Below are 24,812 nucleotides of genomic sequence, written 5' to 3'. Positions count from 1 at the left end.
GTCGAAATATCGGCCTGACTATACGGATTTACCCCTGCATTGCCAAGAACACCTTGGCTTTTGCACCAACTTGGTGCGTTTTTTGTGGCGATTTTACAGACAGTCCGGACCGTACACCAGAGTAAGGTTTGGGGTTTCCGGCTGGCCGCCGGCGTTCACGCCGCTGTGCAGCAGAAAGCGCAGGCCGTCGAGCTGGGCCGGGCTGTTGGGTGTCAGCTCGCCCGCCAGTTGCGCAATGTGCCGGTGGCCCAGGCCGCTTTCCAGATTGCCCGCCAGCATCACGTCCAGGCCCTGCGCCTCGGCCGTGGCGGCCAGCCGCCGGCACTGCGCCGGTTCGCCCAGCAGGGACGGGCGCAGCACCAGGGCGCGCAGCCCTTCGAACATCGCCGGCACATCACCGCCACAGCGGTCGGCACTGAGCGCCACCGGCCAGCCGTGCCGTTGGGCCAATGCCTGCGTGTCGGCTGGGCTGGTGCCGGGATCCAGCAGCCAGTCAATGGCCCGGTTGCCCGTATGCCGCCACAGTTCCGTCAGTTGTGCCTCACTCAGGCGGCCGCCGGCGTCCAGCACCAGCCGCAGATCGGGCACCAGCAGGGACAGCTCCCGCACCAGGCCGGCATCAAACTGCACATCACCGGTCAGGGTCAGCCAGGCCCGGGTGGGGTGCACCCGGCGGCAACGCCAGGCGCGAATAATGGCCTCACGCTCGCCTTCCAGCAGCGGCAGGCCGGGGGCGGGGGACGCGGTGAGCGGCGCCAGCGCGCAGCCCAGACCAAAGCGAATCCAGGGCTGCGTGGCGTTGTGTTCAAGGCCCTGCTCCAGCCGCTGGCAGGTGGCCAGCAGTGCGGTTCCGGTGGTGGCGATGTCGGTGGTCACCGGCGGCGCCACCTCGCCCCAGTGGCCGTCAATATTCACATAAAAGCCATGGCGGCGGCGCACGGCAATGCCGTCGATCTGCTTTTCCTTGGTCAGCGGCAGGGCGTAGCGATAAACCGAAATGGGCATGGGCGTGGCTTCCGAATAATTACTTTTATATAAAGGTAACATGCCGGCCATGGGAGTGACAGCGGTGTTAATTGCGGGGGCAGAATGGGTATCATAAGGATCTGATTTTAAGCGGGACCCCTTCATTTTATGCCCCTGAACACCTGGCTGCTGGCCATTCGGCCCAAAACCCTGCCGTTGGCGGTGGCTTCCATCCTGTTGGGGGGCGCCTCGGCCGGCGCGGTGCAACCCGGCGTGCTGGCGCTGGCCCTGCTCACGGCGCTGCTGCTGCAAATTGTATCGAACCTGGCCAACGACTATGGCGACGGCCTGCGCGGCACCGACGGGCCCGGGCGCACCGGCCCGGTGCGGGTGCTGGCCGCGGGGCATGTAACTCCGGCGCAATTGCGCTGCGCCCTGGTGCAGGTGGTGCTGCTGGCGCTGGCGAGCGGACTGGCGTTGCTGACATGGGCTCTGGGTAACGATATTGCCGCCTGGCTCGGTTTTTTACTGCTGGGCGCGCTGTCGGTGCTGGCGGCACTGGGTTACACCCTGGGCCGGCGGCCCTATGGTTACCTGGGGCTGGGGGATGCGGCGGTATTTGTGTTCTTCGGACCGGTGGCGGTGCTCGGCACGGGCTGGCTGATGCGGCCCGAGCTCACCGCCACCGGCGGCTGGGCGGCGCTGGTGGCCGGGCTGCTGGCCATGGCGGTACTCAACATCAACAACATTCGTGACCTGAAAGGCGATGCTCAAGCCGGCAAACGCACCCTGGCCCTGCGGCTGGGGTTGTACCGGGCGCGGGCCTGGCAGGGGGCGGTGCTGGCACTGGCGTTGCTGGCCGCCGAGCGGCTGATGACCGGTTGGGGATATCTGGCCCTGGCGGGCCTGTGGCCATTGGCGCAAGGGTTCCGGCTGGTGCTCACGCAGCAGGGCGAGGCACTGAACCGGGCGCTGGCGCTGACCGCCAAAGGTACCCTGGTTTTGACCGCCGGGCTGGCGCTGGGACTGGTGGCGGGGTGAGCCTGCGGGGCCTCGGCCAAAGCGCACTGCTTCTCCGGCACGCCGTAAACCCTCCATGGGGGCTCCGTTGCGCCATCCATGGCGCAACGGGCACGGCGAAGCGGACACCCTTTGTCCTCCCTGGAATGTATGGAGCTAACTGACAGCAAGCAGACAGCACCGATGTTGCTCGAAGTAGCAGTGGGGATTACCGGAGCCGACCGTCACATGCCATGGCCGAAAATTGCTCCTGCATTCTCGGCATTTCCGCCATCCCTGGCGGTCAGATGCATGTGCCGAGCGCCCCGTGGATGGGCTTGAAGCGTGTCGGCGGAGTGTAACCGCACTGATACTTCGTATTGCGGGGTGGCAGGTCATTTACCATCAGCCACTTATGCAAAAAAGTAACGGCCTGCTGCCTTTTCGGCAGTGAACTGGCCTGAGAACGGCTTTGATTTTGTGAACTCGGTCTGGTTATACTGCGACCATCTTGTCGGAGTGCCCTATGGGCTGAGACCGCGAAATGCGGGATCCGTTGAACCTGATCAGGCTAATACCTGCGAAGGGAAGCAAGTTAAGAGCGGCACCGGACCTACGCCGGCTCTTTCCTCAACACTCCCGACAAGCATTTCACCAAATGGACGCAAAAGTGAGATCGCTATGTCAAAAAAAGTAAACCGTCGTGAAGTTCGCAGCCAGGCCCAGGAATACATTCACAACCTGAAGGGCGAACCCTTTCCGAATTCTTCCCGCATTTACCTTGAAGGTTCGCGCCCGGACATAAAAGTGGCCATGCGTGAAATTGCCCTGGCCGACAGCTTCAAGGGCGGCAGCGAAGACAACCCCATTTTCGAAGCCAACGAGCCGGTACCGGTATACGATACCTCGGGCCCTTACGGCGATCCCGAGTCCGACATCGATGTGCGCCGTGGTCTGCCCCAGCTGCGCAAGCAGTGGATCCTGGAGCGGGGAGACACCGAGGAGCTGGAAAGCGCCACCTCCCATTTCACCCAGCAGCGCATGGCCGACGACGGCCTGGATCACCTGCGCTTCGAGCACCTGCCCAAGCCGCGCAAGGCCAAGGTTGGCCAGTGCGTGACCCAGATGCACTATGCCCGCAAAGGCATCATCACCCCCGAAATGGAATACATCGCCATTCGCGAAAACATGGGCCGCGAGCGGGTGCGCGACGAGCTGCTGCGAAAACAGCACCCGGGTGAGAGCTTTGGCGCCAACCTGCCGGAAAACATCACCCCCGAATTCGTGCGCAAGGAAGTGGCCGAAGGCCGCGCCATCATTCCCGCCAACATCAACCACCCGGAAGCCGAGCCCATGATCATCGGCCGCAACTTCCTGGTGAAGATCAACGCCAACATCGGCAACTCGGCGGTGACCTCCTCCATCGAGGAAGAAGTGGAGAAACTGGTGTGGTCCACCCGCTGGGGCGCCGACACCGTGATGGACCTGTCCACCGGCCGCTACATTCACGAAACCCGCGAGTGGATCCTGCGCAACAGCCCGGTGCCCATCGGTACCGTGCCCATCTATCAGGCGCTGGAAAAGGTGAACGGCGTGGCCGAAGACCTGACCTGGGAAGTGTTCCGCGACACCCTGATCGAGCAGGCCGAGCAGGGCGTGGACTACTTCACCATTCACGCCGGCGTGCTGCTGCGTTATGTGCCCATGACCGCCAAGCGGGTGACCGGCATCGTGTCTCGCGGCGGCTCCATCATGGCCAAGTGGTGCCTGACCCACCACAAGGAAAGCTTCCTGTACGAGAACTTCCGCGAAATTTGCGAAATCTGTGCCGCCTATGATGTGTCCCTGTCGCTGGGTGACGGCATGCGTCCGGGCTCCATCGCCGACGCCAACGACGAGGCCCAGTTCGCCGAGCTGCACACCCTGGGTGAGCTGACCAAGATCGCCTGGGAATACGACGTGCAGGTGATCATCGAAGGTCCGGGTCACATTCCCATGCACATGATCAAGCGCAACATGGAAGAGCAGCTGGAGCACTGCCATGAAGCGCCCTTCTACACCCTTGGGCCGCTGACCACCGACATCGCCCCGGGTTACGACCACTTTACCTCCGGCATCGGCGCGGCGCTGATCGGCTGGTACGGCTGCGCCATGCTCTGTTACGTTACCCCCAAGGAGCACCTGGGTCTGCCCAACAAGGAAGACGTGAAACAGGGCCTGATCACCTACAAGATCGCCGCCCATGCCGCCGACCTGGCCAAGGGCCATCCGGGTGCCCAGATCCGCGACAACGCCATGTCCAAGGCGCGTTTCGAGTTCCGCTGGAACGACCAGTTCAACCTGGCGCTGGATCCGGAAACCGCCCGGGAATATCACGACGAAACCCTGCCCCAGGAGTCGGGCAAGGTGGCGCACTTCTGCTCCATGTGCGGACCCAAGTTCTGCTCCATGAAGATCACTCAGGACGTGCGTGACTACGCCGCCAGCCTGGAAAACAACATAGCAGTGCAGCTGGTGGGCATGGATGGCCAGCCCGAGCTGGTGCAGGCCGGCATGGCGAAAATGTCGGAAGAATTCAAGAAACGCGGCGGTGAGCTCTATCACCAGGCCGACAAACTGGAGCAAGAATCTCTATGACCAAACCCATTGTCTGGACCATTGCCGGTTCCGACTCGGGCGGCGGGGCTGGCATTCAGGCCGACCTGCACACCATACAGGCACTGGGCGGCCACGGCTGCTCAGTCATCTCCGCCATTACCGCCCAGAACTCGGTGTCGGTATCCATGGTGGAGCCGGTGCTGATGCAGGCCTTTACCAGCCAGCTGGTATCCCTGTCCACCGACATGCAGGCCGCCGCCATCAAGGTGGGCCTGCTACCGGGCGGACTGCGCGCCGAGGTGCTGGCGCGCTACCTCAAGGAATACCGCCGCCAGTGGCAGCCCTGGGTGGTGCTGGACCCGGTGGCCATTGCCAGCACCGGCCAGTCCATGGCCGAGCCCAACCTGCTGCCGGCCATCAAGACCCACCTGCTGCCGGAAGTGGACTTGATCACTCCCAACGCCGTGGAGCTGGAAGCATTGTCGGGCATTGCGCCCGACTCGCCTCAGGCCCTGCGTGCCGGCGCCGCCGCCCTGCGGGAAATGGGCGCGGGTGCCGTGCTGGTGAAGGGGGGTCATCTGGGCTGGACCGGCGACCAGGCCATCGACTTCTACAGCGATGGCGAGCGGGAGATCTGGCTGGCCAGCCCGCGGCTGGAAACCCGCCATGGTCATGGCACCGGTTGCACCCTGTCGTCGGCCATCGCCACCGCCGTGGCGCTGGACTACCCGATTGAAGACGCCCTGGTGCTGGCCAAGGCCTATGTCAATCAGGGCCTCAAGGGTGCCGAGGCCATTGGTGCCGGTGCCGGCCCGGTGGCCCATCTGGGCTGGCCCACCAGGCTGGACGACTTCCCCGCCGTGGTGATGCCCGGCAGCAAACTGGCCGAACAGCTGGGCATTGAGGGGCCGCATCCCGAGGGCGCCTTTGCCGCCATGGACACCAACAAGCTGGGGCTGTATCCGGTGGTCACGACCGTGGCCTGGCTGGAGCGCTTGCTGAAGCAGGGCGTGCGCACCCTGCAGCTGCGCATCAAGGACAAGACCGATGCCGAAGTGGAAGCCGATATCAAGGCTGCCGTCGAGCTGGGCCGGCGTTACAACGCCCGGCTGTTTATCAACGACTACTGGCGGCTGGCCATTGAGCACGGCGCCTACGGTGTGCACCTGGGCCAGGAAGACATCGAAGTGGCGGATCTGGAGGCCATTCGCGCCGCCGGCCTCAAGCTGGGGCTCTCCACCCACGGCTATTACGAAATGCTGCGGGCCCGGGAGCTGAAACCTTCCTACCTGGCACTGGGGCATATTTTTCCCACCAAAACCAAGGATATGCCGTCCCGCCCCCAGGGCCTGGAGCGGCTGCACCGCTATGTGGCGCTGATGCAGGACGAGTTCCCGCTGGTGGCCATTGGCGGCATCAGCAAGGACCGGGTACCTTTGGTGGCACAAACCGGTGTGGGCAGCATCGCCCTGGTCACCGCCATTACCGAGGCGGCAGACCCGGATGCAGCCACCCGGGAACTGCTGCACATGGTGGAGGGCTAAATATGCTCAGCGATAGCGAATTCATGCGATACAGCCGGCATCTGCTGCTGGAAGAGGTGGGAGAGGAAGGTCAGCTCAAGCTGAAAAATGCCTCCGTGCTCATCGTCGGCCTAGGCGGGCTGGGCTCGCCGGCGTCCCAGTATCTGGCAGCGGCCGGGGTCGGCACCCTGTGGCTGGCCGACTTCGATCAGATCGAGGTCAGCAACCTGCAGCGCCAGACCCTGTATGACGTCGACAGCCTGAAAATGGCCAAGGCCGAAGTGGCCCGGGAAAAGCTGCAAAAGCTGAACCCGGAAGTCGAGCTGGTGGCGGTCAATCAGAAGATGGACGAGCACAGCCTGGCCGGCTTTGTGGCCGAGGCGGATCTGGTGCTGGACTGCACCGACAACATGACGGTGCGCCAGGCCCTGAACGCCACCTGCTACGCCCAGGGCAAGCCCCTGCTGGTGGGCGCGGCCATTCGCTTTGAAGGCCAGCTGCTGGCGCTGGATCCGTCCCGCGACCATGGATGCTATCGCTGCCTGTATGGCCCGGAAATGGAAGAACGGCTGACCTGCAGCAACGCCGGTGTGATTGGCCCGGTAGTGGGCACCATCGGTCTGCTGCAGGCGCTGGAAGCCATCAAATTTCTAACCGGCACCGGCACCGTGCCCTGGGGTGAGCTCAAGCTGTTTGACGCCAAGGCCCACCGCTGGCACGGCCTGAAGGTGCCGAAGGATCCGGCCTGTCCGGTATGTGGACCCAAGGGGAGCTAAAACTATGCACATTATTCTCAACGACGAACAACATCCCCTGACCGAGGGAACCACCCTGGCGCAACTGCTGGCCGAGCTGGAGCAGGACAAGCCCGGGGTGGCGGTGGCGCTCAACCGCGAAGTGGTGGCGCGCAGCCAGTGGGCCGAGCGCCGGCTCGAACCCAACGACAACATTACCCTGTTCCACGCCATTGCCGGAGGCTGACATGAGTCTGACCATTGCCGATAAAACCTTTGAATCCCGCCTGTTCACCGGCACCGGCAAGTTTGCCAACGGCAGACTGATGCAGGACGCCCTGGCCGCCTCCGGTTCCCAGCTGGTGACCATGGCGCTGAAGCGGGTGGATCTGAAAAACCACAGCGACGACATTCTGCCGCCGCTGTTGGAGCTGGGGGTGAACCTGCTGCCCAATACCTCCGGCGCCAAGGATGCCGACGAAGCCCTGTTTGCCGCCCGGCTGGCCCGGGAAGCCCTGGGCACCCACTGGCTCAAGCTGGAAATTCACCCGGATCCCAAGTACCTGCTGCCCGACCCTATTGAAACCCTCAGGGCCGCCGAGCGGCTGGTGAAGGAAGGTTTTATCGTGCTGCCCTACTGCGGTGCCGATCCGGTGCTGTGCAAGCGGCTGGAAGAGGTGGGCTGTGCTGCTGTGATGCCCCTGGGTGCACCCATCGGCTCCAACAAGGGCCTGGTGACCCATGATTTTCTGGAAATCATCATTGAGCAGAGCACGGTGCCGGTGGTGGTGGATGCCGGCATCGGAGCTCCCAGCCACGCCGCCTACGCCATGGAGCTGGGCGCCGATGCCGTGCTGGTGAACACCGCCATTGCCGTGGCCGGCGATCCCGTGGCTATGGGTGATGCCTTCCGCCGGGCAGTGATCGCCGGGCGCATGGGCTATGAAGCCGGTCTCGCCGGACAAAGCCAGCAGGCCCAGGCATCCAGCCCGCTGACTGCCTTCCTGGAGACCTTATGAGCTTCTTCGATGTCTGGTCATCCATGGACTGGGATGACATCAAAATGACCATCTACAGCAAGCGCGCCGCCGATGTGGAGCGGGCGCTGGCCAGGCCAAAGCGGGATCTGAACGACTTTATGGCGCTTATCTCGCCGGCGGCCGAGCCCTATCTCGAGCAGATGGCCCAGCAGTCCTACCGGCTGACCCGGCAGCGCTTCGGCAATACCGTGGGTTTTTATATTCCCCTGTATCTGTCCAACCTGTGCGCCAACGACTGCACCTATTGCGGCTTTTCCATGAGCAACCGGCTCAAGCGCAAGACCCTGAACGCCGAAGAGATCGAGCAGGAATGCCTGGCGATCAAGGCCATGGGTTTCGACACCGTGCTGCTGGTCACCGGCGAGCACGAGGGCAAGGTGGGGCTCGACTACTTCAAGCAAATGCTGCCCATCGTAAAGCGCCACTTCAGCTATGTGATGATGGAAGTGCAGCCGCTGTCTCAGCAAGAATACGCCGAGCTGCGCCAGTACGGCCTCGACAGCGTCATGGTGTATCAGGAAACCTACCAGCACCTGACCTACGACGAGCACCATATTCGCGGCAAGAAAAAGGACTTCCGCTGGCGGCTGGAAACCCCGGATCGGCTGGGCAAGGCCGGCATCGACAAGATTGGCCTGGGCGCCCTGTTCGGGCTGGAAGACTGGCGCACCGACAGTTTTTACACTGCGGCGCACCTGCGCTACCTGCAGAAGCACTACTGGAAGACCCGTTATTCGGTGTCGTTCCCGCGGCTGAGGCCCTGTACCGGTGGCCTGCAGCCCAAGTCGATCATGACCGACCGCCAGCTGGTGCAGCTGATCTGTGCCTACCGCCTGCTCGACGGCGAGCTGGAGCTGAGCCTGTCCACCCGGGAAGCCCGGGAGTTCCGCGATAAGGTGATCCCGCTCGGCATCACCAGTATCAGCGCCGGCTCCAAAACCCAGCCCGGCGGCTATGTGGAGAACGTCAAGGAAGAGCTGGAGCAGTTCGAAATCGACGACGACCGCAGCCCCGCCGAGGTGGCCAGGGCCATTGCCGCCACCGGCCTGCAGCCGGTGTGGAAAGACTGGGACAACAGCTACTCTGCAAGCCGCTGAAGCTTGAAGCCGCTCGATAGAGGCTGCAGGTACCATGCTGTGCCTGCAGCCTTTTTGTTTTACTTACCTCTTAAAGCTGATCGCTTACAGCTCCCGCAGGGTCACGACGAACCGGGTCGCCGCTGTGGCCACAGGAATGGCAGTTGCTCACGGCAACGACTAGAATGGTCGTTTTTCATTCCCGTCCCGAGGCAGCATGAATAACACGCACAGCAAGGTGATTGGCTATATATTGTGGATCTTCGGGTTCATGGGCGCCCACCGTTTCTATTATGGTCGTCCCGTCAGTGGCACCATCTACTTCTTTACTCTTGGGCTGTTCTTTATCGGCTGGATTGTGGATCTGTTTCTTATTCCGTCTTTGGATCGGGCTGCCGATGAGCGTTACGCCACCGGCCCCAAGGACTACAGCATCAGCTGGATACTGATGACCTTCCTCGGCTTCTTCGGTTTGCACCGGCTCTATCTGGGCAAGTGGGTTACCGCCATTATCTGGTTCCTGACCGGCGGCCTGTTCCTGATTGGCTATCTCTACGACTACTGCACCCTTAACGCCCAGATCGACGAGGTTAACCGCCGCTCCCGGCGCTTTGGCTGAGCCAGCCTAGCCTACCAAGCTCAGGGCAAGCGCTCTGGCCTGAAGGGCGGCCTGTTTGTCGCCCAGCACCTGCGCCTGCACAATGGCGCCCTCCTTCAGCAGGCTCAGGGTGCAGGCAAGCTGTGCGGCGGCCGTCTCCTTCAAGCCCGCCTTCATTAAACAGGATGTCAGCATTCCCGTGACCGCCGCCTTGTGTTGCGCACACTGCCGGTGCAGTTCATGCTCTGGGTCGCCATATTCGGCGCAGGTATTGATAAAAAAACAGCCGTGGAACGGGGCCAGCCTGCTTTCACGGTCGTTGATCCAGTCATCCAGTGCCGAGAACAGCGCCTCTATCACGCCCTTCGGGCCGGGGCCACTTTGTTCCAGCCGCTCTTGCAGCCACTCCAGAAATACCCTATCCCGATGAGCGATCACCGCCGCCACCAGCGCTTCCTTGCCGGAAAAATGGTGATACAGGGTTTTTTTGGCCACCCCCGACTCCTGCAGTATCTGATTGATGCCCACGGCATGAATGCCCTGGCGGTAGAACAGATCAAAGGCGGTGGTCACCAGCTGTTGGCGTTTATCCATAAGGTTCTCCTGTTGCTGGAGTCATATTGACAGGGGGAGACCAGTCTGTCTACATTGGTTGTGCATAGACAGATCGGTCTACCTTCTGCATAAGGGACAGTCAAAATGAGAAACAGTGAGAATGGTCTGGCACGGTTTATGGAGCGTTATTCGGCGCTGGTGGCGGGGGTGGGGGCCATGTTGTGCATTACCACTCTGGCCGGGCTGGAGGGGTTACACGCGTCAGGGTTGTGGCTGATGGCACCGTTTGGTGCAACCATGGTGATTTTGTTTGGCCTGCCCGACAGTCCGCTGGCCCAGCCCCGGAACATTTTTTTTGGCCACCTGCTCACCACCCTGGTGGGGCTGATTGTGCTGAACAGCCTCGGCGTAGAGCCCTGGTCACTGGGGCTGGCGGTGGGACTGGCGGTCAGCCTGATGCTGCTGACCCACACCACCCATCCGCCGGCCGGGGCCAATCCGCTGATCGTGATGCTGAGCGGTCAGGACTGGAGCTTTCTGTGGTCGCCGGTGGCGCTGGGGGCCGTCATTATCATCCTGGGTGGCCTGGCCTTTCATCGTGCCACCGGCCGGCGTTATCCCGCGCGCTGGTAACCGCGGGGCAACGTTCATGTTTTACGTGCTATCCGGTAGCATCGGGTTCATCAACATGAACCAGTGCAAGGAGCACCATGAACACTAAACAGATCATTACCGCACTCAAGGCGGTGCGGGTGCAAAAGCCGCTGGTGCTGAACATCACCAATTTTGTGGTGATGAACAACAGCGCCAATGGCCTGCTGGCGCTGGGGGCGTCACCGATCATGGCTCACTCCCGGGACGAGCTGGCGGAGCTGGTACCGCTGGTGGGGGCTGTGGTCATCAATATCGGCACCCTCGACAGCCGCTGGATTGAGCGCATGGTCATGGCGGTAGATCTGGCCAACCGGCACGGCAAGCCGGTGGTGCTGGATCCGGTGGGCTGTGGGGCCAGCAGCCTGCGCACTCACACCTCGCGCCGGCTGGCGAGTCAGGCAGAGCGGCTGATTATTCGTGCCAATGCCTCCGAGATCATTGCCCTGGCCGGCGAGCAGGCCGGCGTTCAGGCACAGGGGCGGGGTGTGGATGCGCTCGACGGCACCGAGGCGGCGCTGGCAGCGGGGCATTACCTGGCCGGCCATTACGGGGCCAGTGTGGTGATCTCCGGTGAAACCGACATCATTATTCATGAAAGTAGCGAAATTCGCCTGCACAATGGCCACCCCATGATGCCCTTCGTTACCGGCACGGGTTGCACCCTGTCGGCGCTTACCGGCGCCTTTGCCGCCGTGGGCGAGGGGTCGGGAGTGGCCGCCACGGCGGTGATGGGGGTAGCCGGTGAGGTGGCCGCAGAGAACTCTCCCGGCCCCGGCAGTCTGCAGCTGAACCTGCTCGATGCCCTTTACCGGCTGGATGCTGATACCCTGGACCGCCGCCTGAAAATAAAGGTGAACACCCCATGAACCCCTATCGTTTATATCTGGTGACCGACGACCGCCAGCCCATTGGAACCCTGCAAACAGTGGTCGCCGAAGCGGTCGCCGGTGGCGTGACCCTGGTGCAGGTACGGGAAAAACACGGCGACGTGCGCGCCTTTATTGAACGGGCCGAGGCGGTGCAGGAGGTACTTAAAGGCACCGGTGTGCCGCTGATCATCAACGACCGGGTGGATGTGGCGCTGGCGGTGAACGCCGACGGAGTGCACCTGGGCCAGTCCGACATGCCCGCCGCCCATGCCCGCCGCCTGTTGGGCCCGGAGCGGCTGCTGGGACTGTCGGTGGAAACCGAACAACAACTGTTCGAGTCCGAATTATTGCCGGTGGACTACCTGGGTCTGAGTGCGATTTTTGCCACCCCCACCAAAACCGATCTGAACAGGCACTGGGGTATCGACGGCCTGCGGCAGGCGCTGAAGTACAGTTCTCGGCCCATTGTTGCCATTGGCGGCATTCATGCCGGCAATCTGCCCGAAGTAGCGCAAACCGGTGTGCACGGCGTGGCCCTGGTATCGGCCATTTGCCGTGCGCCCTGTCCGCGTTCGGCGGCTCAGGCACTCGGCCGGTTGATGGGGTGATTACATCACCGCAACCAATTAGCAGGCTATTGTTTCGTGTTTTTGTGTACTTTTGGCGTACTTTTACGCAAGTGACTGTAAATTAGAGGCTGACTCCTTTAGTATGGCAAGGTTTTTGCAGTAGAAGGAGTTAATTGTGAGCAAGCAAAAAATCGCGATTTTGGGCGCCGGTCCCAGTGGTCTGGCACAGTTGAGAGCGTTTGAAGCAGCTCGCAAGGCAGGCGTTCAGGATCTGCCGGAAATCGTTTGTTTTGAAAAGCAAAGTGACATCGGTGGCATGTGGAATTACACATGGCGCACGGGTTTAGATAAAAATGGCGAGCCAGTTCATGGCAGCATGTATCGGTATTTGTGGTCCAACGGCCCGAAAGAGTGTCTGGAATTTGCCGACTACTCCTTTGACGAGCATTTCGGCCGGGCCATTCCTTCCTATCCGCCGCGTGCCGTGCTGAAAGACTACATCATGGGTCGTATCGACAAGCAGGCCATTTCTAACTACATCCGTTTTGAATGCCCGGTGCGCTGGGTAAGCCATGACGACGCCACCGGCAAGTTCACCGTCACCGTGATGAACCACAAGACCGGCCTGCAGGAAAGCGACGAGTTTGACTATGTGGTGGTGGCCACCGGTCATTTCTCTACCCCCAACATGCCCTACTTTGAAGGGGTGGAGCAGTTCCCGGGCCGGGTACTGCATGCCCATGACTTCCGCGACGCGCTGGAATTCAAGGACAAAAACGTGCTGCTGGTGGGCGCCAGCTATTCCGCGGAAGACATCGGCTCCCAGTGCTACAAGTACGGCGCCAAATCGGTGACCATCAGCTATCGCAGCAGCCCGCTGGGCTTTGACTGGCCCGAGGGCATGGAAGAGCGGCCGCTGCTGGCCCACTTCGACGGTAACACCGGCTATTTTGCCGACGGCTCCAGCAAGGCGTTCGACGCCATCATCATGTGCACCGGCTATCTGTTCCACTTCCCGTTCCTGCCGGATGCACTGCGGCTCAAGACTCACAACTGCCTGTATCCGGACAACCTGTACAAGGGCATTTTCTTCCAGAACAACCCGAAGATGATTTATCTGGGCATGCAGGATCAGTATTTCACCTTCAACATGTTCGACGCCCAGGCCTGGTATGCCCGCGATGTGATCCTCGGCAAGATTGCCCTGCCGGATGCGGATGAGCGCCGGCAAGACATGGATCGCTGGCTGCAACGCCACGAGCAGCTGGGTGGCTGCTGCGACGCCATCGACTTCCAGGCCAGCTACATTCGCGATCTGCTCGGGCCCACCGATTATCCCGAATTCAAGGTGGAAGAGCAGGCGGCGTTGCTGAAGGAATGGCAGCAGGACAAACAGGCCGGCATCATGAGCTTCCGCGAGAAGTGTTACCGCTCCACCGTAACCGGTACCATGGCCACCCGCCTGCCGGCCAGCTGGCTGGAGATCAAGGATGACTCGCTGGAAAGCTTTATGTCCCTCGACTTTATCGAGAACAAAAGCTTCGACAAGGTTGATTGATACCGCCGCAGCTAATATGTAGCTGCCGCTTTAGCCGGCAGAGCCTGTGAATGCATCACTGTCTGCTATTTCGCGCCAACTAAAGTGGCGCCTGCAGCTTGCCGGCGTGACCGGTATTGAGAATAGAAAGCCCGCTTTATCAAGCGGGCTTTTTGGTTGCTTAGAACTGCGCTCTGAACTTCCGGTACTCCCGCTGCGCCTCACTGGCGGTGGTGGTGAGCAGCCGCAGTGCCTGGCCCGGGCGGCACTGGGCCAGCTGAGCGCAGGACAGGGGCGAGAGGGTACCGAGGCGCGGATAACCGCCAATGGTCTGGCGGTCGTTCAGCAGCACGATGGGCTGGCCGTCCGGGGGCACCTGTACTGCGCCCAGGGTGAGGCCTTCCGAGACAAGCGTTTCCATGTTGCACTGCAACAAGGATCCTTTCAGCCGGATCCCCATGCGATCCGATTGAGGATCCACGGTCCACGGGCGGCTCAGCGCCTCGATCAGGCTGTGATCCTCGAAATGACGGAACTGGGCGCCGGGGATCAGTGCCAGCACCGGATCGTCCTGGTAACCCCGCCTTTCCCTCTCGGGCAGGGAACGGTTTGAGCCAGCATTCTGCGTGGCCCTGTCAAACCTCAGCTCGTCACCGGCCGCCAGCGGGCTGCCGTCGCCCTTGTGGCCGCCCAGGCCATCCCGCACCACGCAGGCGGTGCTGTCCAGCACGGGCTCGGCCTGAAAACCGCCGGCCACCGCCAGATAGGCGCGAACCCCGCTGCGGGCCATGCCCAGGGCAAGGGTCTCACCGGGTTCCAGGGTAAACGATTGCCAGTGGGGCAGGGGCCGGCCATTCACCCGCGCCTGCATATCGGCACCACAGAGCGCCAGCCGGCAGGGCTGCTGTGCGGTAAGTGTGAGCCCCCCAAGGGTGATTTCCAGCGCGGTGGCGCCCCAGCCATTGCCCACCAGCCAGTTGGCCCAGGCCCAGGCGTGCAGGTCTGCCGGTCCGCCCTGGGCCACCCCCAGATGGCGCACACCAAAACGGCCGGCATCCTGCAGGGTGCTGAGGGGGCCGGGCTTTTCAATCAGCAGACTCATGGCGCCTCCATGGGGCTGGTATCGCCCCCCAGCCGTTCAAATTCGGCCTTGCTCACCGGCTCAAAGCGCACGCGATCGCCCACCCGCAGCAGGCTCAGGTTTTGGCTGGCGGGGTCAAACAGCCTGGCCGGAGTACGCCCCAGCAGGTTCCAGCCGCCGGGGGTGGTGCGGGGGTAGGCGGCGGTCTGGCGGCCGGCCAGGGCCACGCTGCCGGCAGGCACTGTTGAGCGCGGGCTTGCCAGCCGGGGCGTTTCAAGTTGCTCGGGCAGGGTGCCCATAAAGGCAAACCCGGGGGCAAACCCCAGGGCAAACACCCGGTAGGTGTGGCCGCTGTGCAGTTCAATGATTTGCTGTGTGCTCAGGCCGGTATGCTGTGCCAGCCGGGCCAGATCCGGCCCCACGCTGGGGTGATACCACACCGGCAGGGTTTTCACTTCGTGCTGAGTGTTGTCTTCCAGCGGCTCCAGCTTTGCCAGCAATTGTTGCAGCAAGCGACCGGCCTCGGCGTGATCCAGGGTGAGCGGGTCAAACTGCACCAGCAGTGTGGTGTAGGAGGGCACCAGCTCCACCAGCTGCTTGCCAAAGGCCTGCTCACAGGCCTGCACCAGGGCGGCAATCCAGTTCATGCTGGCTTCGTCGATATCGTCGAACAGCCGCACCAGCCAGGCATCGAAGCCGGCGTTTTCCAGCCTGGGGTTCATGCCGGGCCATCCAGCATGCGGCGAATGGCGGCCACGGCGGCAATGGACTCGGGATTGTCGCCGTGCACACATAGGGTGTGGGCGGCCAACACCAGCGGGCTGCCGTCGATGGCGGTGAGCGGCTCACCAGCGGCAATGCGCCGGGCCTGCTCGACAATGACTTCGGGAGCATGATGTACGGCGCCGGGCTGGCTGCGGGGCACCAGAAAGCCGGCGGCGTCGTAGGCGCGATCGGCAAAGGCCTCAAACCACAGGGTCACGCCATGCTGGTCGGCCAGTTCCTGCGCCGGCTGCGGATTGACGGTGGCCATCAGCATCAGCGGCAGGCTGGCATCAAAAGCGGCCACGGCGCGCATAATGGCCGCCAGGGTGGCCTGGTTTTTCATCATGTCGTTATAGAGGGCGCCGTGGGGCTTAACGTAGTGCACCCGCGTGCCTTCGGCCCGGCATATGGCATGCAGTGCGCCCAGCTGGTAGAGCACCATGTTTTCCACTTCGGCGGGCGAGCAGGCCAGGGAGCGGCGGCCAAAGCCCACCAGATCCGGGTAGGCGGGGTGCGCTCCCACTTTTACCCCGTGAGACGCCGCCAGTGCCACGGTGCGGCGCATGGTGTCGGGGTCGGCGGCGTGAAAGCCGCAGGCCACGTTGGCCAGGTCCACAAAGGGCATGACCGCCTCGTCCTGCCCCATGGTCCAGGGGCCGAAGCTTTCTCCCATGTCGGCGTTCAGCAGTAATTTGGCCATGATGTTTCGTTCCCTGAATAATGAATAAGTCCCATTTTACTGCGCCGGCGACACCTGTGCATGAAAGACTATTGCCAGCGGATGGTTTCCGATTATGATATGCGCTCATTTTAACCAAGAGGTCCGGCCAAACGCCGGTGTACGATATGGACTGCTCGCGAAGTTGCTTGCAACACGCTGTTAATCATTCATTTTCCTGCCTTTCCCCGCTTTTTCCGGCGTCCGCCGTTTTGTTCCGACCCGCTCGCTGCCGTGGCTATACTCACGTTGCCGGCCTGGCGCGCGTTGTTCGCTGATCCGCTAAACCACATTCTCTCAACGAGGTAAAACATGGAATTCCTGATGGATCCGTCTGTGTGGGCGGGTTTGCTGACACTGGTTATTCTTGAAATCGTACTGGGTATCGACAACCTGGTGTTTATCGCCATTCTGGTGAAAAAACTGCCGCCTCATCAGCGCGACCGGGCGCGGGTAATTGGCCTGACCCTGGCGCTGGTCATGCGGCTGGGTCTGCTGAGCGTGGTGTCCTGGCTGGTGACGCTCACCACACCGCTGGTGACCCTGGGTGAGTTCAGCTTCTCGGGCCGGGATCTCATTCTTATGGCCGGTGGTCTGTTCCTGCTGTTCAAGGCCACTTCAGAGCTGCACGAGCGGCTGGAAGGCAAAATGCACGAGGAGGAGACCAGCAACGTCTATGCCGGCTTCGGCGTGGTGATTGCCCAGATCCTGGTGCTGGATGCGGTGTTCTCGCTCGACTCCATTATTACCGCCGTGGGCATGGTGGACAGTCTGGCGGTGATGATGATCGCCGTAGTGGCGGCCATGGTGGTGATGCTGGCGGCCTCCAAGTCACTCACCGACTTTGTGAACGCGCACCCCACGGTCGTGGTGCTGTGTCTGAGCTTCCTGCTGATGATCGGTTTCAGCCTGGTGGCGGAAGGCTTTGGCTTCCATATTCCCAAGGGCTATCTGTATGCGGCCATTGGCTTCTCTATTCTGATCGAGTTCTTTAACCAGCTGGCCCAGCGCAACAAGGTGCGACAGGAGGCTCACCGGCCCCTGCGTGAGCGCACCACAGACGCTATTTTCCGGCTGATGGGCGGCAAGGAAAAAACCGAAGACGAGTCTGAGGAAACGCCCAAGCAAACCGAGCAGCAGGGCTTTGTGGAAGAAGAGCGCAACATGATCAGCGGCGTGCTGTCGCTGGCCGAGCGCTCCATTCGCACCGTGATGACGCCCCGCTCCGACATTGTGTGGCTGGATGTGAACGACACCCGGGAAGAGCAGGTGGCGGAGCTGATGGCCTCGTCTCACAGCCAGTTTCCGGTGTGTGACGGCGAGCTCGACAACCTGCTGGGCGTGGTGCGCGCCAAGGATCTGATGGCCGGTCTGAAGGCGGGCAAAACCCTGGCCGAGCTGGCCGAAGGCGGCGCGCCCATTATTGTGCCCGACAGCATCAGCGTGATCCGTCTGCTTAACGTGCTGCGTGACGCCCGCGGCAACATGGTGCTGGTGAACGACGAGTTCGGCACCGTGCAGGGTCTGGTAACGCCTCACGACCTGCTGGAAGCCATTGTGGGTGAGTTTCTGGATGAAGACGAAGATCCGGAAGTGATCACCGAAGACAACGGCTGGTTGGTAAAGGGCAGCACTGATCTGCACTATCTGGAGCAGGTGCTGGCGCGCAAGGGACTGGTGGATCCGGACGACGAATACGCCACCTTGGCGGGCATGCTGCTGGCGCTGGCCGGCCAGCTGCCGGAAGCCGGCGCGGTGTTTGAGCACGAGGATCTGCGCTTTGAAGTGACCGAAGTGGAAGACTTCCGCATCGCCCAGGTGCGCATTACGCCACTGGCCGCCTGAGCCGGCGGTTAATCAGCAAGGGAGCACGATGTGCTCCCTTTTTTCGTCTGCACGTTCCGCAACGAGTCGGAATAATGACCAGCTCCGCTGACACGCCGTGAATCCTTCCATGGAGGCTCCGCCGCGCCATCCATGGCGCAGAGGGTCAGCGGAACTGTGCCATCATCCCTCCTTTCTTGGCCCCGAGCCGTCTGCCCTTGTACTAGACAGCTCAGAGGTTGAACGAAGCAGCAGCAGGGATTGCCGTAGCCGACCGTCACATGCCATGGACGGCATGTGCCGAGCGTCCCATGGATGGGCTCGAAGCGTGTCGGCGTAGGTAACCCTGTCGCTGCTTCGCATGATGCACCTTACAAAACCTGCTCTATCGCCGCCTTCAGCCGCTTACTCTCGGGCCCAGTAATGCTGGAAAACACCTCGGTGACCCGGCCTTCCCGATCAATTACAAACTTGTAAAAGTTCCAGCGGGGCTGCTTGCCGGTCTGGCGAGTGATCTCCTTGAAAATGGGGTGGGCATCGTCGCCTTTTACGCTCACCGGTGCCGCCATGTCAAAGGTCACGCCGTAATTCACAAAGCACATTTCCGCTGCTTCGGCCTCGCTTTTGGCTTCCTGCTTGAAGTCGTTGGAGGGAAAGCCCACCACCTTTAATCCCTGATCCTTGTATTGCTGATACAGGGCTTCCAGCCCCTCAAACTGGCCGGTAAAGCCGCAGTGACTGGCGGTGTTTACCACCAGCAGCGGCTGGCCGGTGAACTGGCGCATATCCAGGGTGGTGTCGGAGTGCAGCCGGGGCAGCTGGTGCTCATACAGAGCGGCGGTGTTTGGCTCCGTGGCGGAGGCTGTCTGACACAGCAGCAGGCCGCACAGACCACAGAAGAATTTCTTCATTTGAATCTCTCCTTGAAAGAGGGTCAGCTACAAGCATGGCTCATGGGTTTGGTCACAGAGACCCTGCTCACTAAAAAATGCTTGCATTGAAGAGGGAGGATGAAGGATATTTGTGATGTTATATTATAACAATATCAACCATTCATTCTTCTGTTCAGGTAGCCCCCATGTTGCAACCCCGTTCGATCCTGCTCGGTGCCGGCCTGCTGGCCGTTACCGCTGTTTCTCATGCCACCGAAGGCGTGCTCGACATCGTCGCGCCCTGGGAGATTGGCAGCACAGACCCCGCCAAGGCCGGTTATGTTTACACTCGGCTGCAGATCAGCGAGACCCTGGTAGAGGTCGACGATCGGGGCCAGCCCGAGGCCGGCCTGGCCGAAAGCTGGACGCTGTCTGAAGACCGGCTGACCTGGCGCTTTCGCCTGCGCCCGGGCGTGCAGTTTCACGACGGCAGCCCGCTGACCGCCGAGGTGGCCGTGCAGGCGTTGAACCTGGCCCTGGCCAAACCGGGCATGCTGAGTCAGGCGCCGGTGGCGGCCATTGCCGCCGAAGGCAACGAGGTGGTGGTGCGGCTGCGCAGTCCCTTTGCGCCGCTGCCGGCCCTGCTGGCGCACAGCTCGGTGCAGATACTGGCGCCGGCGTCCTACAACGAGGCGGGCGAAGCCACCCAGGTCATTGGCACCGGCCCCTACCGCATTGAACAGCTGCAAATGCCGCAAAAGCTGACCGCCGGAGTCTTTCAGGATTACTGGGGTGAAGCCCCGGCCATTGAACGGCTCAGCTACCTGGCCGCCGGCCGGGGCGAAACCCGGGCACTGATGGCCGAAAGCGGCGATGCCGATGTCGTGTTTACCCTGGATCCGGCAAGCCGAGCCCGGCTGCAGCGCAATGCCAAACTCGCCGTGCAGGCCGTGGCCATTCCCCGCACCGTGACCCTGAAGGTAAACGCCGGGCATCCCTTTTTGGCCGAGCCCGAGGCGCGCCGGGCCCTGAGTCTGGCGCTGGAGCGCACCGGCATGGCGGTGGCCCTGCTGCGCACCCCCGAGGCCGGTGCCGGCCAGCTGTTTCCGCCGTCCATGACCGACTGGCACCTGAGCCAGGTGAGCGGTGCCGAGCGGGATCTGCAACAGGCCAAGGCCCTGCTTGCCGGGCTGGGCTGGCAGGCGAACGACAAGGGCATGCTCAGCCGCAACGGCACGCCCTTTAAACTGACCCTGACCACCTTCTCCGACCGGCCCGAGCTGCCCCTGCTGGCCACCGCCATTCAGGATCAGTGGCGGGAGCTGGGGGTGGAGCTGGCGGTGAACGTGGCCAACTCCAGTGAAATACCCGCCGGTCACCGGGACGGTACCCTGGAGCTGGGGCTGATGGCCCGCAACTTTGCCCTGGTGCCCGATCCTCTGGGCACCCTGCTGCAGGACTTTGGACCGAACGGCGGCGACTGGGGCGCGATGAACTGGCACTCCGAGCGCCTGGGCGAGATTTTGCAGCAACTGCTGACCGCCACCCAGGACCAGGATACCGCCGCATTGCGCCGTGAAGCCGCCACCATTTTGCATGAGCAGCTGCCGGTGATTCCCGTGGCCTGGTATCAGCAGACCGCCGCCGTATCCAGGCAGGTTGAGGGCTTCAGCATGGATCCCTTTGAGCGCAGCTATCGCGTGAGCGACATGAGGTGGGCCCAGTGATACCGGTATTAAGCTATCGGCTGATGCAGGCGGTGCTGGTGGCGCTGATGGTGGGCGTGCTGACCTTTGTGCTCACCCAGGCGCTGCCCGGCGACATGGCCTTTCGCATTGCCGCCGGCCGTTATGGTTATGACCATGTAAATGCCGCCGCCGCCGCCGCGGTGCAGGCCGAGCTGGGACTGGGCCTGCCCGCCTGGCAGGCCCTGGGCCAGTGGCTGTGGGATCTGCTGCGGCTCGACCTGGGCAACTCCCTGGTGAGCGGCGACCCTGTCATTGAGGAATTGCGTCACCAGCTGGGCCACTCCTTCACCCTGGCCGTGGCCGCGGTGGGCCTGTCGCTGTTGCTGGGGCCGCCCCTTGGCCTGCTCGCCGGGCTCAGGCCCGGCGGCCGGCTGGACCGGCTGACCCTGGTGCTGGCCACCGTGCTGCGGGCCCTGCCTCAGTTTGTGATCGGCATTTTGCTGGTGATGTTGCTGGCGGTGCAGCTGGGCTGGCTGCCCGCCGCCGGCCATGGCACCGCCGCCCACACCCTGCTGCCGGCGCTGACCCTGGCCCTGGGGCTGGCGGCGGTGGCCTGCCGAGTGAGCCGCAACGCCATGCAGGGCGTGGCCGACTCCGCCTATTACGCCTTTGGCCGCACCAAGGGGCTGAGCGAGGGCCGAGTGTTTATGCGCCATGGCCTGCGTAATGTGGCGGTGCCGGTGCTGGCCCATCAGGCCATGCAACTGGTGTATCTGATCGAAGGCGTGGTGGTGGTGGAAACCCTGTTTGCCTGGCCCGGCATCGGCCATGCCCTGGTGCACGCCATCGTGGCGCGGGACGTGCCCATGATCCAGGGCACCGCCCTGGTGCTGGGGCTGATGTTCGTACTGCTGAACGCCCTGGTGGACCTGTTGTGCCACCGTATCGATCCGAGAAGGAGAGAAGTATGAGCCAGGTGACTGACCTTGCCGCCCCGGCGGCCCAAGCCGGCGGTCGCCGGTGGCTGAACACCCGTCAGCGCTGGGGTGCCGGCCTGTTGCTGGCCCTGGCCCTGTTTGGCTTTGTGTTGCCGCTGGTGATGGATCTGGATCCGGTAAAGCAGAATTACAGTCGCATTTTGGCCGCGCCGGGAGCAGCCGAACCGTTTGGCACCGATCACCTGGGCCGCAGCATGCTGGCGCGTATGAGCTCGGCGGTGCAGTTGTCTTTGGGCCTGTCGCTGCTGGGCGTGGTGACCGCCGCCGTGCCCGGCGTGCTGCTGGGCGTGCTTGCCGGCTGGCGCGGCGGCTGGGTAGACCGGGCGCTGGGCGTGCTGGCCGACACCCTGCTGGCCCTGCCCGGGCTGTTGCTGGTGCTGCTGCTGGTGGCCCTGGCGCCGGGCAATTTCTGGACCCTGTATGTGGGCATTGCCCTGGTGCTGTGGATTGAATATTTTCGCGTGGTGCGCCTGACCACCCGTACCCTGATGGCGTCGCCGCAAATCGAGGCCTCGCGCCTGCTGGGCTTTGGCCCCGGCTATATAGTGCGCCGTCACCTGTGGCCGGCGCTGGCGCCCGTGGTGCTGACCCTGGGTGCCTTTGGCGCCGCCACTGCCATTCTGGCCATTGCCGCCCTGGGTTTTGTCAGCGTCGGGCTGCGCCCGCCCACCGCCGAGCTGGGCCTGATGATGACCGAGCTGTTGCCCTATTACCACGAGGCCCCCTGGATACTGCTGCAACCCATAGCGGCGGTGTTTCTGCTGGTGCTGGCCCTTAACCTGCTGGCGGGAGGCCGCAAACCATGACCGAATTGCTGAAAGCACAGCAACTGGCGGTGCCCGGCATAGTGCGGCCGCTGTCGTTTACCCTTACCGCCGGACGGCCGCTGACCCTGCTGGGGGAAACCGGCTCCGGCAAAAGCCTGATTGCCCAGGCCATTATGGGCAACCTGCCGGCGGCGCTGCGGGTGGAAGGCCGGCTCTGGCTGCGGGGCGAAGAGCTCAGCGGCCGGCCCGCCGCCGAGCGGCGCAAACTGTGGGGCCGCCGGCTCACCATGCTACCCCAGGAGCCCTGGCTGGCGCTGGACCCCACCATGAAGGCGGTGGATCAGGTGGCCGAGGGCTATCGCTACCTGGCGGACCGGGACTGGCCTGAAGCCCGGCGGCTGGCCAAAGAGGATCTGACCCGGCTTGGCCTGGATCATGCCCTTGATCGGCTGCCGGGCCAGCTCTCGGGGGGCATGATGCAGCGGCTGGCCTTTGCCGCCGCCAGCACCGGCGGCGCCGATATCGTGATTGCCGACGAGCCCACCAAGGGCCTGGACGCCGGCAGCCGGGATCAAGTGACCGGGCTGCTCAGGCAGGTGGCCGAGGCGGGGGGTGGCTTGCTCACCATTACCCACGACATTGCCGTGGCCCGCCAGCTCGGCGGCGAGGTGATGATAGTGCGCAATGGCGAGGTGCTGGAATCCGGCCCGGCGAAAGAGGTGCTGAAGGCGCCGGTGAGCGACTATGGCCGGGCCCTGCTGGCGGCGGAGCCCGACGCCTGGCCGGCCCTGGCGCCGGCCGGCGCCGGTGAGCGCGTGCTTAAAGTGGAAGGGCTGGCCAAGTCCCGGGGCGGCCGCCGCCTGTTCAGTGATGTTTCCTTTGAGCTGAACGCCGGCGAGATCATGGGGGTGGTGGGCCCGAGCGGCTGCGGCAAGAGCACCCTGGGCAGCATTTGCCTTGGGTTGCTGGAGCCGGACGCCGGCACGGTATGGCGCGATGCCAGCCTGCCTCGCACTCGCTACCAGAAGCTGTATCAGGATCCGCCCGCCGCCTTTGCCCCGGAATGCCGCCTGGGCCAGGGCCTGCAGGATCTGGTGAAACTGCACCGCAAGGACTGGGCCGAAGTGGAGCGGCTGCTGCCCCGCCAGGGGCTGTCTCTGAATCTGCTGGATCGCCTGCCCCGCGAAGTGTCGGGGGGCGAGCTGCAGCGGCTGGCAATCCTGCGCATTCTGCTGCTGGAGCCGGTGCTGCTGTTTGCCGACGAGCCCACCTCGCGGCTGGATCTGGTGACCCAGCAGCACACCATCAAATTGCTGACCGATCTGGCCCGGGAACGGGGCTGTGCCCTGCTGCTGGTGAGCCACGAGGCGGCGCTGGTGAACAAGGTGGCGGACCGGGTGTTGACCCTGGGCTGACTTACCACCAGCGATTGCGGTGCAGCCAGAACCCCAGGCCGCCGCCCAGGGCCAGCAGGCTCAGGCAGAAAATCCAGAAGGCGGCGGGGTTGTCGGCCCCCGGCATGCCCGCCAGGTTGATGCCGAACAGGCCGGTAAGAAAGCTGGCGGGCAGAAACAGCAGCGCCATAATCGACATCTGATAGGCGCGCTGGTTAGTGGCTTCGGCCATCAGGTTATTGACCTCGTCCGCCAGCACGGCGGTGCGCGCCACGCCGGCGTCGAGATCGTCCAGCCAGCGGCGCAGCCGGTCGGCAATGTCGAGCAGGCGGCGGCGATCGTCGTCATTGAGCCAGCCGATTTTCTCGCTGGCCAGCCTCGCCACCAGATCCCGCTGGGGGGAAAGGTAGCGGCGTACCAGAATCAATTGTTTACGAATACGGCCCAGCTGGCCCTGGGCCGGACTTTCCTGCTCCAGAATGCGCTCTTCCAGTTCCAGAATTTGATCGTGCAGGCTTTCCACAAACTCGCCGGCCCGGTCGGTGAGGGCGTCGCACATCTCCACCAGCCAGTCCCCCTGCGTGACCGGGCCTTCGCTGTCGGCGAGCTGCTCGTACACGTCCCGCTCCGACAGCAGGGGCCGGTGCCGGCTGCTGATAATCAGCTGGGGCGTAATGTAAATGCGCAGCGCCACCATCTCTTCCGGGCTGTCGCCCTGGTTGTGGTTGATGCCCCGCAGGGTCAGCAGCAGGTTGTCGCCCTGGCGCACCAGCTTGGGCCGGCTGCTCTGGCCCAGCAGGGTGTCCCGGGCGCTGTCGTGGATCAGCGGCGTGGTGTGCAGCCAGCCGGCGCTCTCGGGCTGCTCATAGTCCAGATGCAGCCACACCGGCGCCGCCGCCGGCTCACCTTCGGCCAGCGGCTGCAGCCCGTTCTCACCCCCAAGCTGCAGGCGATAAATGCACTGTTGCGGTAGCTGTTCCATCGGCC

24 protein-coding genes and 1 riboswitch are annotated in these 24,812 nt (G+C 63.1%); of the genes, 17 read left to right on the top strand and 7 right to left on the bottom strand.

What is annotated here, in order from left to right; all coding sequences use genetic code 11:
- Positions 1-93: 93 nt before the first annotated feature.
- Complete coding sequence (locus PU634_RS15350) at positions 94-1,005, bottom strand: o-succinylbenzoic acid (OSB) synthetase (protein ID WP_306761637.1); 912 nt, start codon at positions 1,003-1,005, stop codon at positions 94-96.
- A gap of 129 nt (positions 1,006-1,134) precedes the next feature.
- Here PU634_RS15350 and menA point away from each other — a divergent pair, with 129 nt between their 5' ends.
- The 8 genes from menA (at position 1,135) to PU634_RS15310 (ending at position 9,555) form a co-directional block, all read left to right on the top strand.
- Complete coding sequence (gene menA, locus PU634_RS15345) at positions 1,135-2,007, top strand: 1,4-dihydroxy-2-naphthoate octaprenyltransferase (RefSeq protein WP_306761636.1); 873 nt, start codon at positions 1,135-1,137, stop codon at positions 2,005-2,007.
- 463 nt (positions 2,008-2,470) lie between these two features.
- Positions 2,471-2,572: riboswitch (TPP riboswitch) on the top strand.
- Between the two features lie 74 nt (positions 2,573-2,646).
- The gene (gene thiC, locus PU634_RS15340) at positions 2,647-4,602 is read left to right on the top strand and encodes a phosphomethylpyrimidine synthase ThiC (RefSeq protein ID WP_306761635.1); all 1,956 of its coding nucleotides are present in this window, start codon (positions 2,647-2,649) and stop codon (positions 4,600-4,602) included.
- The gene (gene thiE, locus PU634_RS15335) at positions 4,599-6,107 is read left to right on the top strand and encodes a thiamine phosphate synthase (RefSeq protein WP_306761634.1); all 1,509 of its coding nucleotides are present in this window, start codon (positions 4,599-4,601) and stop codon (positions 6,105-6,107) included. The genes thiC and thiE (PU634_RS15335) overlap by 4 nt, the downstream gene beginning before the upstream one ends.
- Before the next feature lie 2 nt (positions 6,108-6,109).
- A complete protein-coding gene (locus PU634_RS15330; protein WP_306761633.1) occupies positions 6,110-6,862 on the top strand; it encodes a HesA/MoeB/ThiF family protein in 753 nt (250 codons plus the stop codon).
- 4 nt (positions 6,863-6,866) lie between these two features.
- Positions 6,867-7,067: a sulfur carrier protein ThiS gene (gene thiS / locus PU634_RS15325; protein WP_306761632.1), complete on the top strand. Its 201-nt coding sequence runs from the start codon at positions 6,867-6,869 to the stop codon at positions 7,065-7,067.
- 1 nt (position 7,068) lies between these two features.
- Positions 7,069-7,839: a thiazole synthase gene (locus PU634_RS15320; protein WP_306761631.1), complete on the top strand. Its 771-nt coding sequence runs from the start codon at positions 7,069-7,071 to the stop codon at positions 7,837-7,839.
- Positions 7,836-8,957, top strand: a complete 1,122-nt coding sequence (gene thiH, locus PU634_RS15315) for a 2-iminoacetate synthase ThiH (protein ID WP_306761630.1) — start codon at positions 7,836-7,838, stop codon at positions 8,955-8,957. Before PU634_RS15320 ends, thiH begins: the two co-directional genes overlap by 4 nt.
- Positions 8,958-9,153: 196 nt before the next feature.
- Positions 9,154-9,555, top strand: coding sequence for a TM2 domain-containing protein (locus PU634_RS15310; RefSeq protein WP_306761629.1), 402 nt, complete (start codon positions 9,154-9,156; stop codon positions 9,553-9,555).
- A gap of 6 nt (positions 9,556-9,561) precedes the next feature.
- Here PU634_RS15310 and PU634_RS15305 read toward each other — a convergent pair whose 3' ends face one another.
- Complete coding sequence (locus tag PU634_RS15305; RefSeq protein ID WP_306761628.1) at positions 9,562-10,128, bottom strand: TetR/AcrR family transcriptional regulator; 567 nt, start codon at positions 10,126-10,128, stop codon at positions 9,562-9,564.
- 105 nt (positions 10,129-10,233) lie between these two features.
- On the opposite strand from PU634_RS15305, the gene PU634_RS15300 reads away from it, so the two are divergent.
- The 4 genes from PU634_RS15300 to PU634_RS15285 all read left to right on the top strand — a co-directional run bounded on the left by PU634_RS15300 (position 10,234) and on the right by PU634_RS15285 (position 13,739).
- A complete protein-coding gene (locus PU634_RS15300) occupies positions 10,234-10,722 on the top strand; it encodes an HPP family protein (RefSeq protein WP_306761627.1) in 489 nt (162 codons plus the stop codon).
- Between the two features lie 77 nt (positions 10,723-10,799).
- Positions 10,800-11,609 carry a hydroxyethylthiazole kinase gene (thiM, locus tag PU634_RS15295; RefSeq protein WP_306761626.1) on the top strand — a complete coding sequence of 270 codons (810 nt, stop codon included), beginning with the start codon at positions 10,800-10,802 and terminating at the stop codon, positions 11,607-11,609.
- The gene (gene thiE / locus PU634_RS15290) at positions 11,606-12,220 is read left to right on the top strand and encodes a thiamine phosphate synthase (protein WP_306761625.1); all 615 of its coding nucleotides are present in this window, start codon (positions 11,606-11,608) and stop codon (positions 12,218-12,220) included. Before thiM ends, thiE (PU634_RS15290) begins: the two co-directional genes overlap by 4 nt.
- Before the next feature lie 136 nt (positions 12,221-12,356).
- The gene (locus PU634_RS15285) at positions 12,357-13,739 is read left to right on the top strand and encodes a trimethylamine monooxygenase (protein ID WP_306761624.1); all 1,383 of its coding nucleotides are present in this window, start codon (positions 12,357-12,359) and stop codon (positions 13,737-13,739) included.
- Positions 13,740-13,899: 160 nt separating this feature from the next.
- Here PU634_RS15285 and PU634_RS15280 read toward each other — a convergent pair whose 3' ends face one another.
- Genes PU634_RS15280 through PU634_RS15270 form a run of 3 tightly spaced genes read right to left on the bottom strand, consistent with a single transcriptional unit; the run spans position 13,900 to position 16,264 of the window.
- Complete coding sequence (locus PU634_RS15280) at positions 13,900-14,820, bottom strand: 5-oxoprolinase subunit C family protein (RefSeq protein WP_306761623.1); 921 nt, start codon at positions 14,818-14,820, stop codon at positions 13,900-13,902.
- On the bottom strand, positions 14,817-15,521 hold the full coding sequence (gene pxpB, locus PU634_RS15275; protein WP_306761622.1) for a 5-oxoprolinase subunit PxpB: 705 nt from the start codon (positions 15,519-15,521) through the stop codon (positions 14,817-14,819). The genes PU634_RS15280 and pxpB overlap by 4 nt, the downstream gene beginning before the upstream one ends.
- On the bottom strand, positions 15,518-16,264 hold the full coding sequence (locus tag PU634_RS15270; protein ID WP_306761621.1) for a 5-oxoprolinase subunit PxpA: 747 nt from the start codon (positions 16,262-16,264) through the stop codon (positions 15,518-15,520). Before PU634_RS15270 ends, pxpB begins: the two co-directional genes overlap by 4 nt.
- Positions 16,265-16,594: 330 nt before the next feature.
- On the opposite strand from PU634_RS15270, the gene PU634_RS15265 reads away from it, so the two are divergent.
- Positions 16,595-18,127, top strand: a complete 1,533-nt coding sequence (locus tag PU634_RS15265; protein WP_306761620.1) for a TerC family protein — start codon at positions 16,595-16,597, stop codon at positions 18,125-18,127.
- A gap of 350 nt (positions 18,128-18,477) precedes the next feature.
- Here the strand turns inward: PU634_RS15265 and PU634_RS15260 are convergent, their stop codons facing one another.
- Positions 18,478-19,017, bottom strand: a complete 540-nt coding sequence (locus PU634_RS15260; RefSeq protein WP_306761619.1) for a glutathione peroxidase — start codon at positions 19,015-19,017, stop codon at positions 18,478-18,480.
- Between the two features lie 167 nt (positions 19,018-19,184).
- Between PU634_RS15260 and PU634_RS15255 the strand changes: the two genes are divergently transcribed.
- Genes PU634_RS15255 through PU634_RS15240 form a run of 4 tightly spaced genes read left to right on the top strand, consistent with a single transcriptional unit; the run spans position 19,185 to position 23,846 of the window.
- Positions 19,185-20,705: an ABC transporter substrate-binding protein gene (locus tag PU634_RS15255; protein ID WP_306761618.1), complete on the top strand. Its 1,521-nt coding sequence runs from the start codon at positions 19,185-19,187 to the stop codon at positions 20,703-20,705.
- Entirely contained in the window at positions 20,702-21,637 is a 936-nt protein-coding gene (locus PU634_RS15250; protein WP_306761617.1) for an ABC transporter permease, read from the top strand. Before PU634_RS15255 ends, PU634_RS15250 begins: the two co-directional genes overlap by 4 nt.
- Positions 21,634-22,470 (top strand): ABC transporter permease, encoded by an 837-nt coding sequence (locus PU634_RS15245; RefSeq protein ID WP_306761616.1) that lies wholly within the window; start codon positions 21,634-21,636, stop codon positions 22,468-22,470. Before PU634_RS15250 ends, PU634_RS15245 begins: the two co-directional genes overlap by 4 nt.
- Positions 22,467-23,846, top strand: coding sequence for an ABC transporter ATP-binding protein (locus tag PU634_RS15240; RefSeq protein ID WP_306761615.1), 1,380 nt, complete (start codon positions 22,467-22,469; stop codon positions 23,844-23,846). The genes PU634_RS15245 and PU634_RS15240 overlap by 4 nt, the downstream gene beginning before the upstream one ends.
- 1 nt (position 23,847) lies before the next feature.
- Here the strand turns inward: PU634_RS15240 and zntB are convergent, their stop codons facing one another.
- Entirely contained in the window at positions 23,848-24,807 is a 960-nt protein-coding gene (gene zntB, locus PU634_RS15235) for a zinc transporter ZntB (protein ID WP_306761614.1), read from the bottom strand.
- Between the last annotated feature and the right edge of the window lie 5 nt (positions 24,808-24,812).

It is taken from the genome of Oceanimonas pelagia (assembly GCF_030849025.1).
GTDB classification, from domain to species: Bacteria; Pseudomonadota; Gammaproteobacteria; order Enterobacterales; family Aeromonadaceae; genus Oceanimonas; species Oceanimonas pelagia.
This window is presented reverse-complemented; position numbering and strand designations above follow the sequence as displayed.

Coding starts and splice junctions, on each gene's coding strand:
- PU634_RS15350 (WP_306761637.1), bottom strand. CDS start 1,005: ATGCCCATTTCGGTTTATCGCTACGCCCTGCCGCTGACCAAGGAAAAG.
- menA (WP_306761636.1), top strand. CDS start 1,135: ATGCCCCTGAACACCTGGCTGCTGGCCATTCGGCCCAAAACCCTGCCG.
- thiC (WP_306761635.1), top strand. CDS start 2,647: ATGTCAAAAAAAGTAAACCGTCGTGAAGTTCGCAGCCAGGCCCAGGAA.
- thiE (WP_306761634.1), top strand. CDS start 4,599: ATGACCAAACCCATTGTCTGGACCATTGCCGGTTCCGACTCGGGCGGC.
- PU634_RS15330 (WP_306761633.1), top strand. CDS start 6,110: ATGCTCAGCGATAGCGAATTCATGCGATACAGCCGGCATCTGCTGCTG.
- thiS (WP_306761632.1), top strand. CDS start 6,867: ATGCACATTATTCTCAACGACGAACAACATCCCCTGACCGAGGGAACC.
- PU634_RS15320 (WP_306761631.1), top strand. CDS start 7,069: ATGAGTCTGACCATTGCCGATAAAACCTTTGAATCCCGCCTGTTCACC.
- thiH (WP_306761630.1), top strand. CDS start 7,836: ATGAGCTTCTTCGATGTCTGGTCATCCATGGACTGGGATGACATCAAA.
- PU634_RS15310 (WP_306761629.1), top strand. CDS start 9,154: ATGAATAACACGCACAGCAAGGTGATTGGCTATATATTGTGGATCTTC.
- PU634_RS15305 (WP_306761628.1), bottom strand. CDS start 10,128: ATGGATAAACGCCAACAGCTGGTGACCACCGCCTTTGATCTGTTCTAC.
- PU634_RS15300 (WP_306761627.1), top strand. CDS start 10,234: ATGAGAAACAGTGAGAATGGTCTGGCACGGTTTATGGAGCGTTATTCG.
- thiM (WP_306761626.1), top strand. CDS start 10,800: ATGAACACTAAACAGATCATTACCGCACTCAAGGCGGTGCGGGTGCAA.
- thiE (WP_306761625.1), top strand. CDS start 11,606: ATGAACCCCTATCGTTTATATCTGGTGACCGACGACCGCCAGCCCATT.
- PU634_RS15280 (WP_306761623.1), bottom strand. CDS start 14,820: ATGAGTCTGCTGATTGAAAAGCCCGGCCCCCTCAGCACCCTGCAGGAT.
- pxpB (WP_306761622.1), bottom strand. CDS start 15,521: ATGAACCCCAGGCTGGAAAACGCCGGCTTCGATGCCTGGCTGGTGCGG.
- PU634_RS15270 (WP_306761621.1), bottom strand. CDS start 16,264: ATGGCCAAATTACTGCTGAACGCCGACATGGGAGAAAGCTTCGGCCCC.
- PU634_RS15265 (WP_306761620.1), top strand. CDS start 16,595: ATGGAATTCCTGATGGATCCGTCTGTGTGGGCGGGTTTGCTGACACTG.
- PU634_RS15260 (WP_306761619.1), bottom strand. CDS start 19,017: ATGAAGAAATTCTTCTGTGGTCTGTGCGGCCTGCTGCTGTGTCAGACA.
- PU634_RS15255 (WP_306761618.1), top strand. CDS start 19,185: ATGTTGCAACCCCGTTCGATCCTGCTCGGTGCCGGCCTGCTGGCCGTT.
- PU634_RS15245 (WP_306761616.1), top strand. CDS start 21,634: ATGAGCCAGGTGACTGACCTTGCCGCCCCGGCGGCCCAAGCCGGCGGT.
- PU634_RS15240 (WP_306761615.1), top strand. CDS start 22,467: ATGACCGAATTGCTGAAAGCACAGCAACTGGCGGTGCCCGGCATAGTG.
- zntB (WP_306761614.1), bottom strand. CDS start 24,807: ATGGAACAGCTACCGCAACAGTGCATTTATCGCCTGCAGCTTGGGGGT.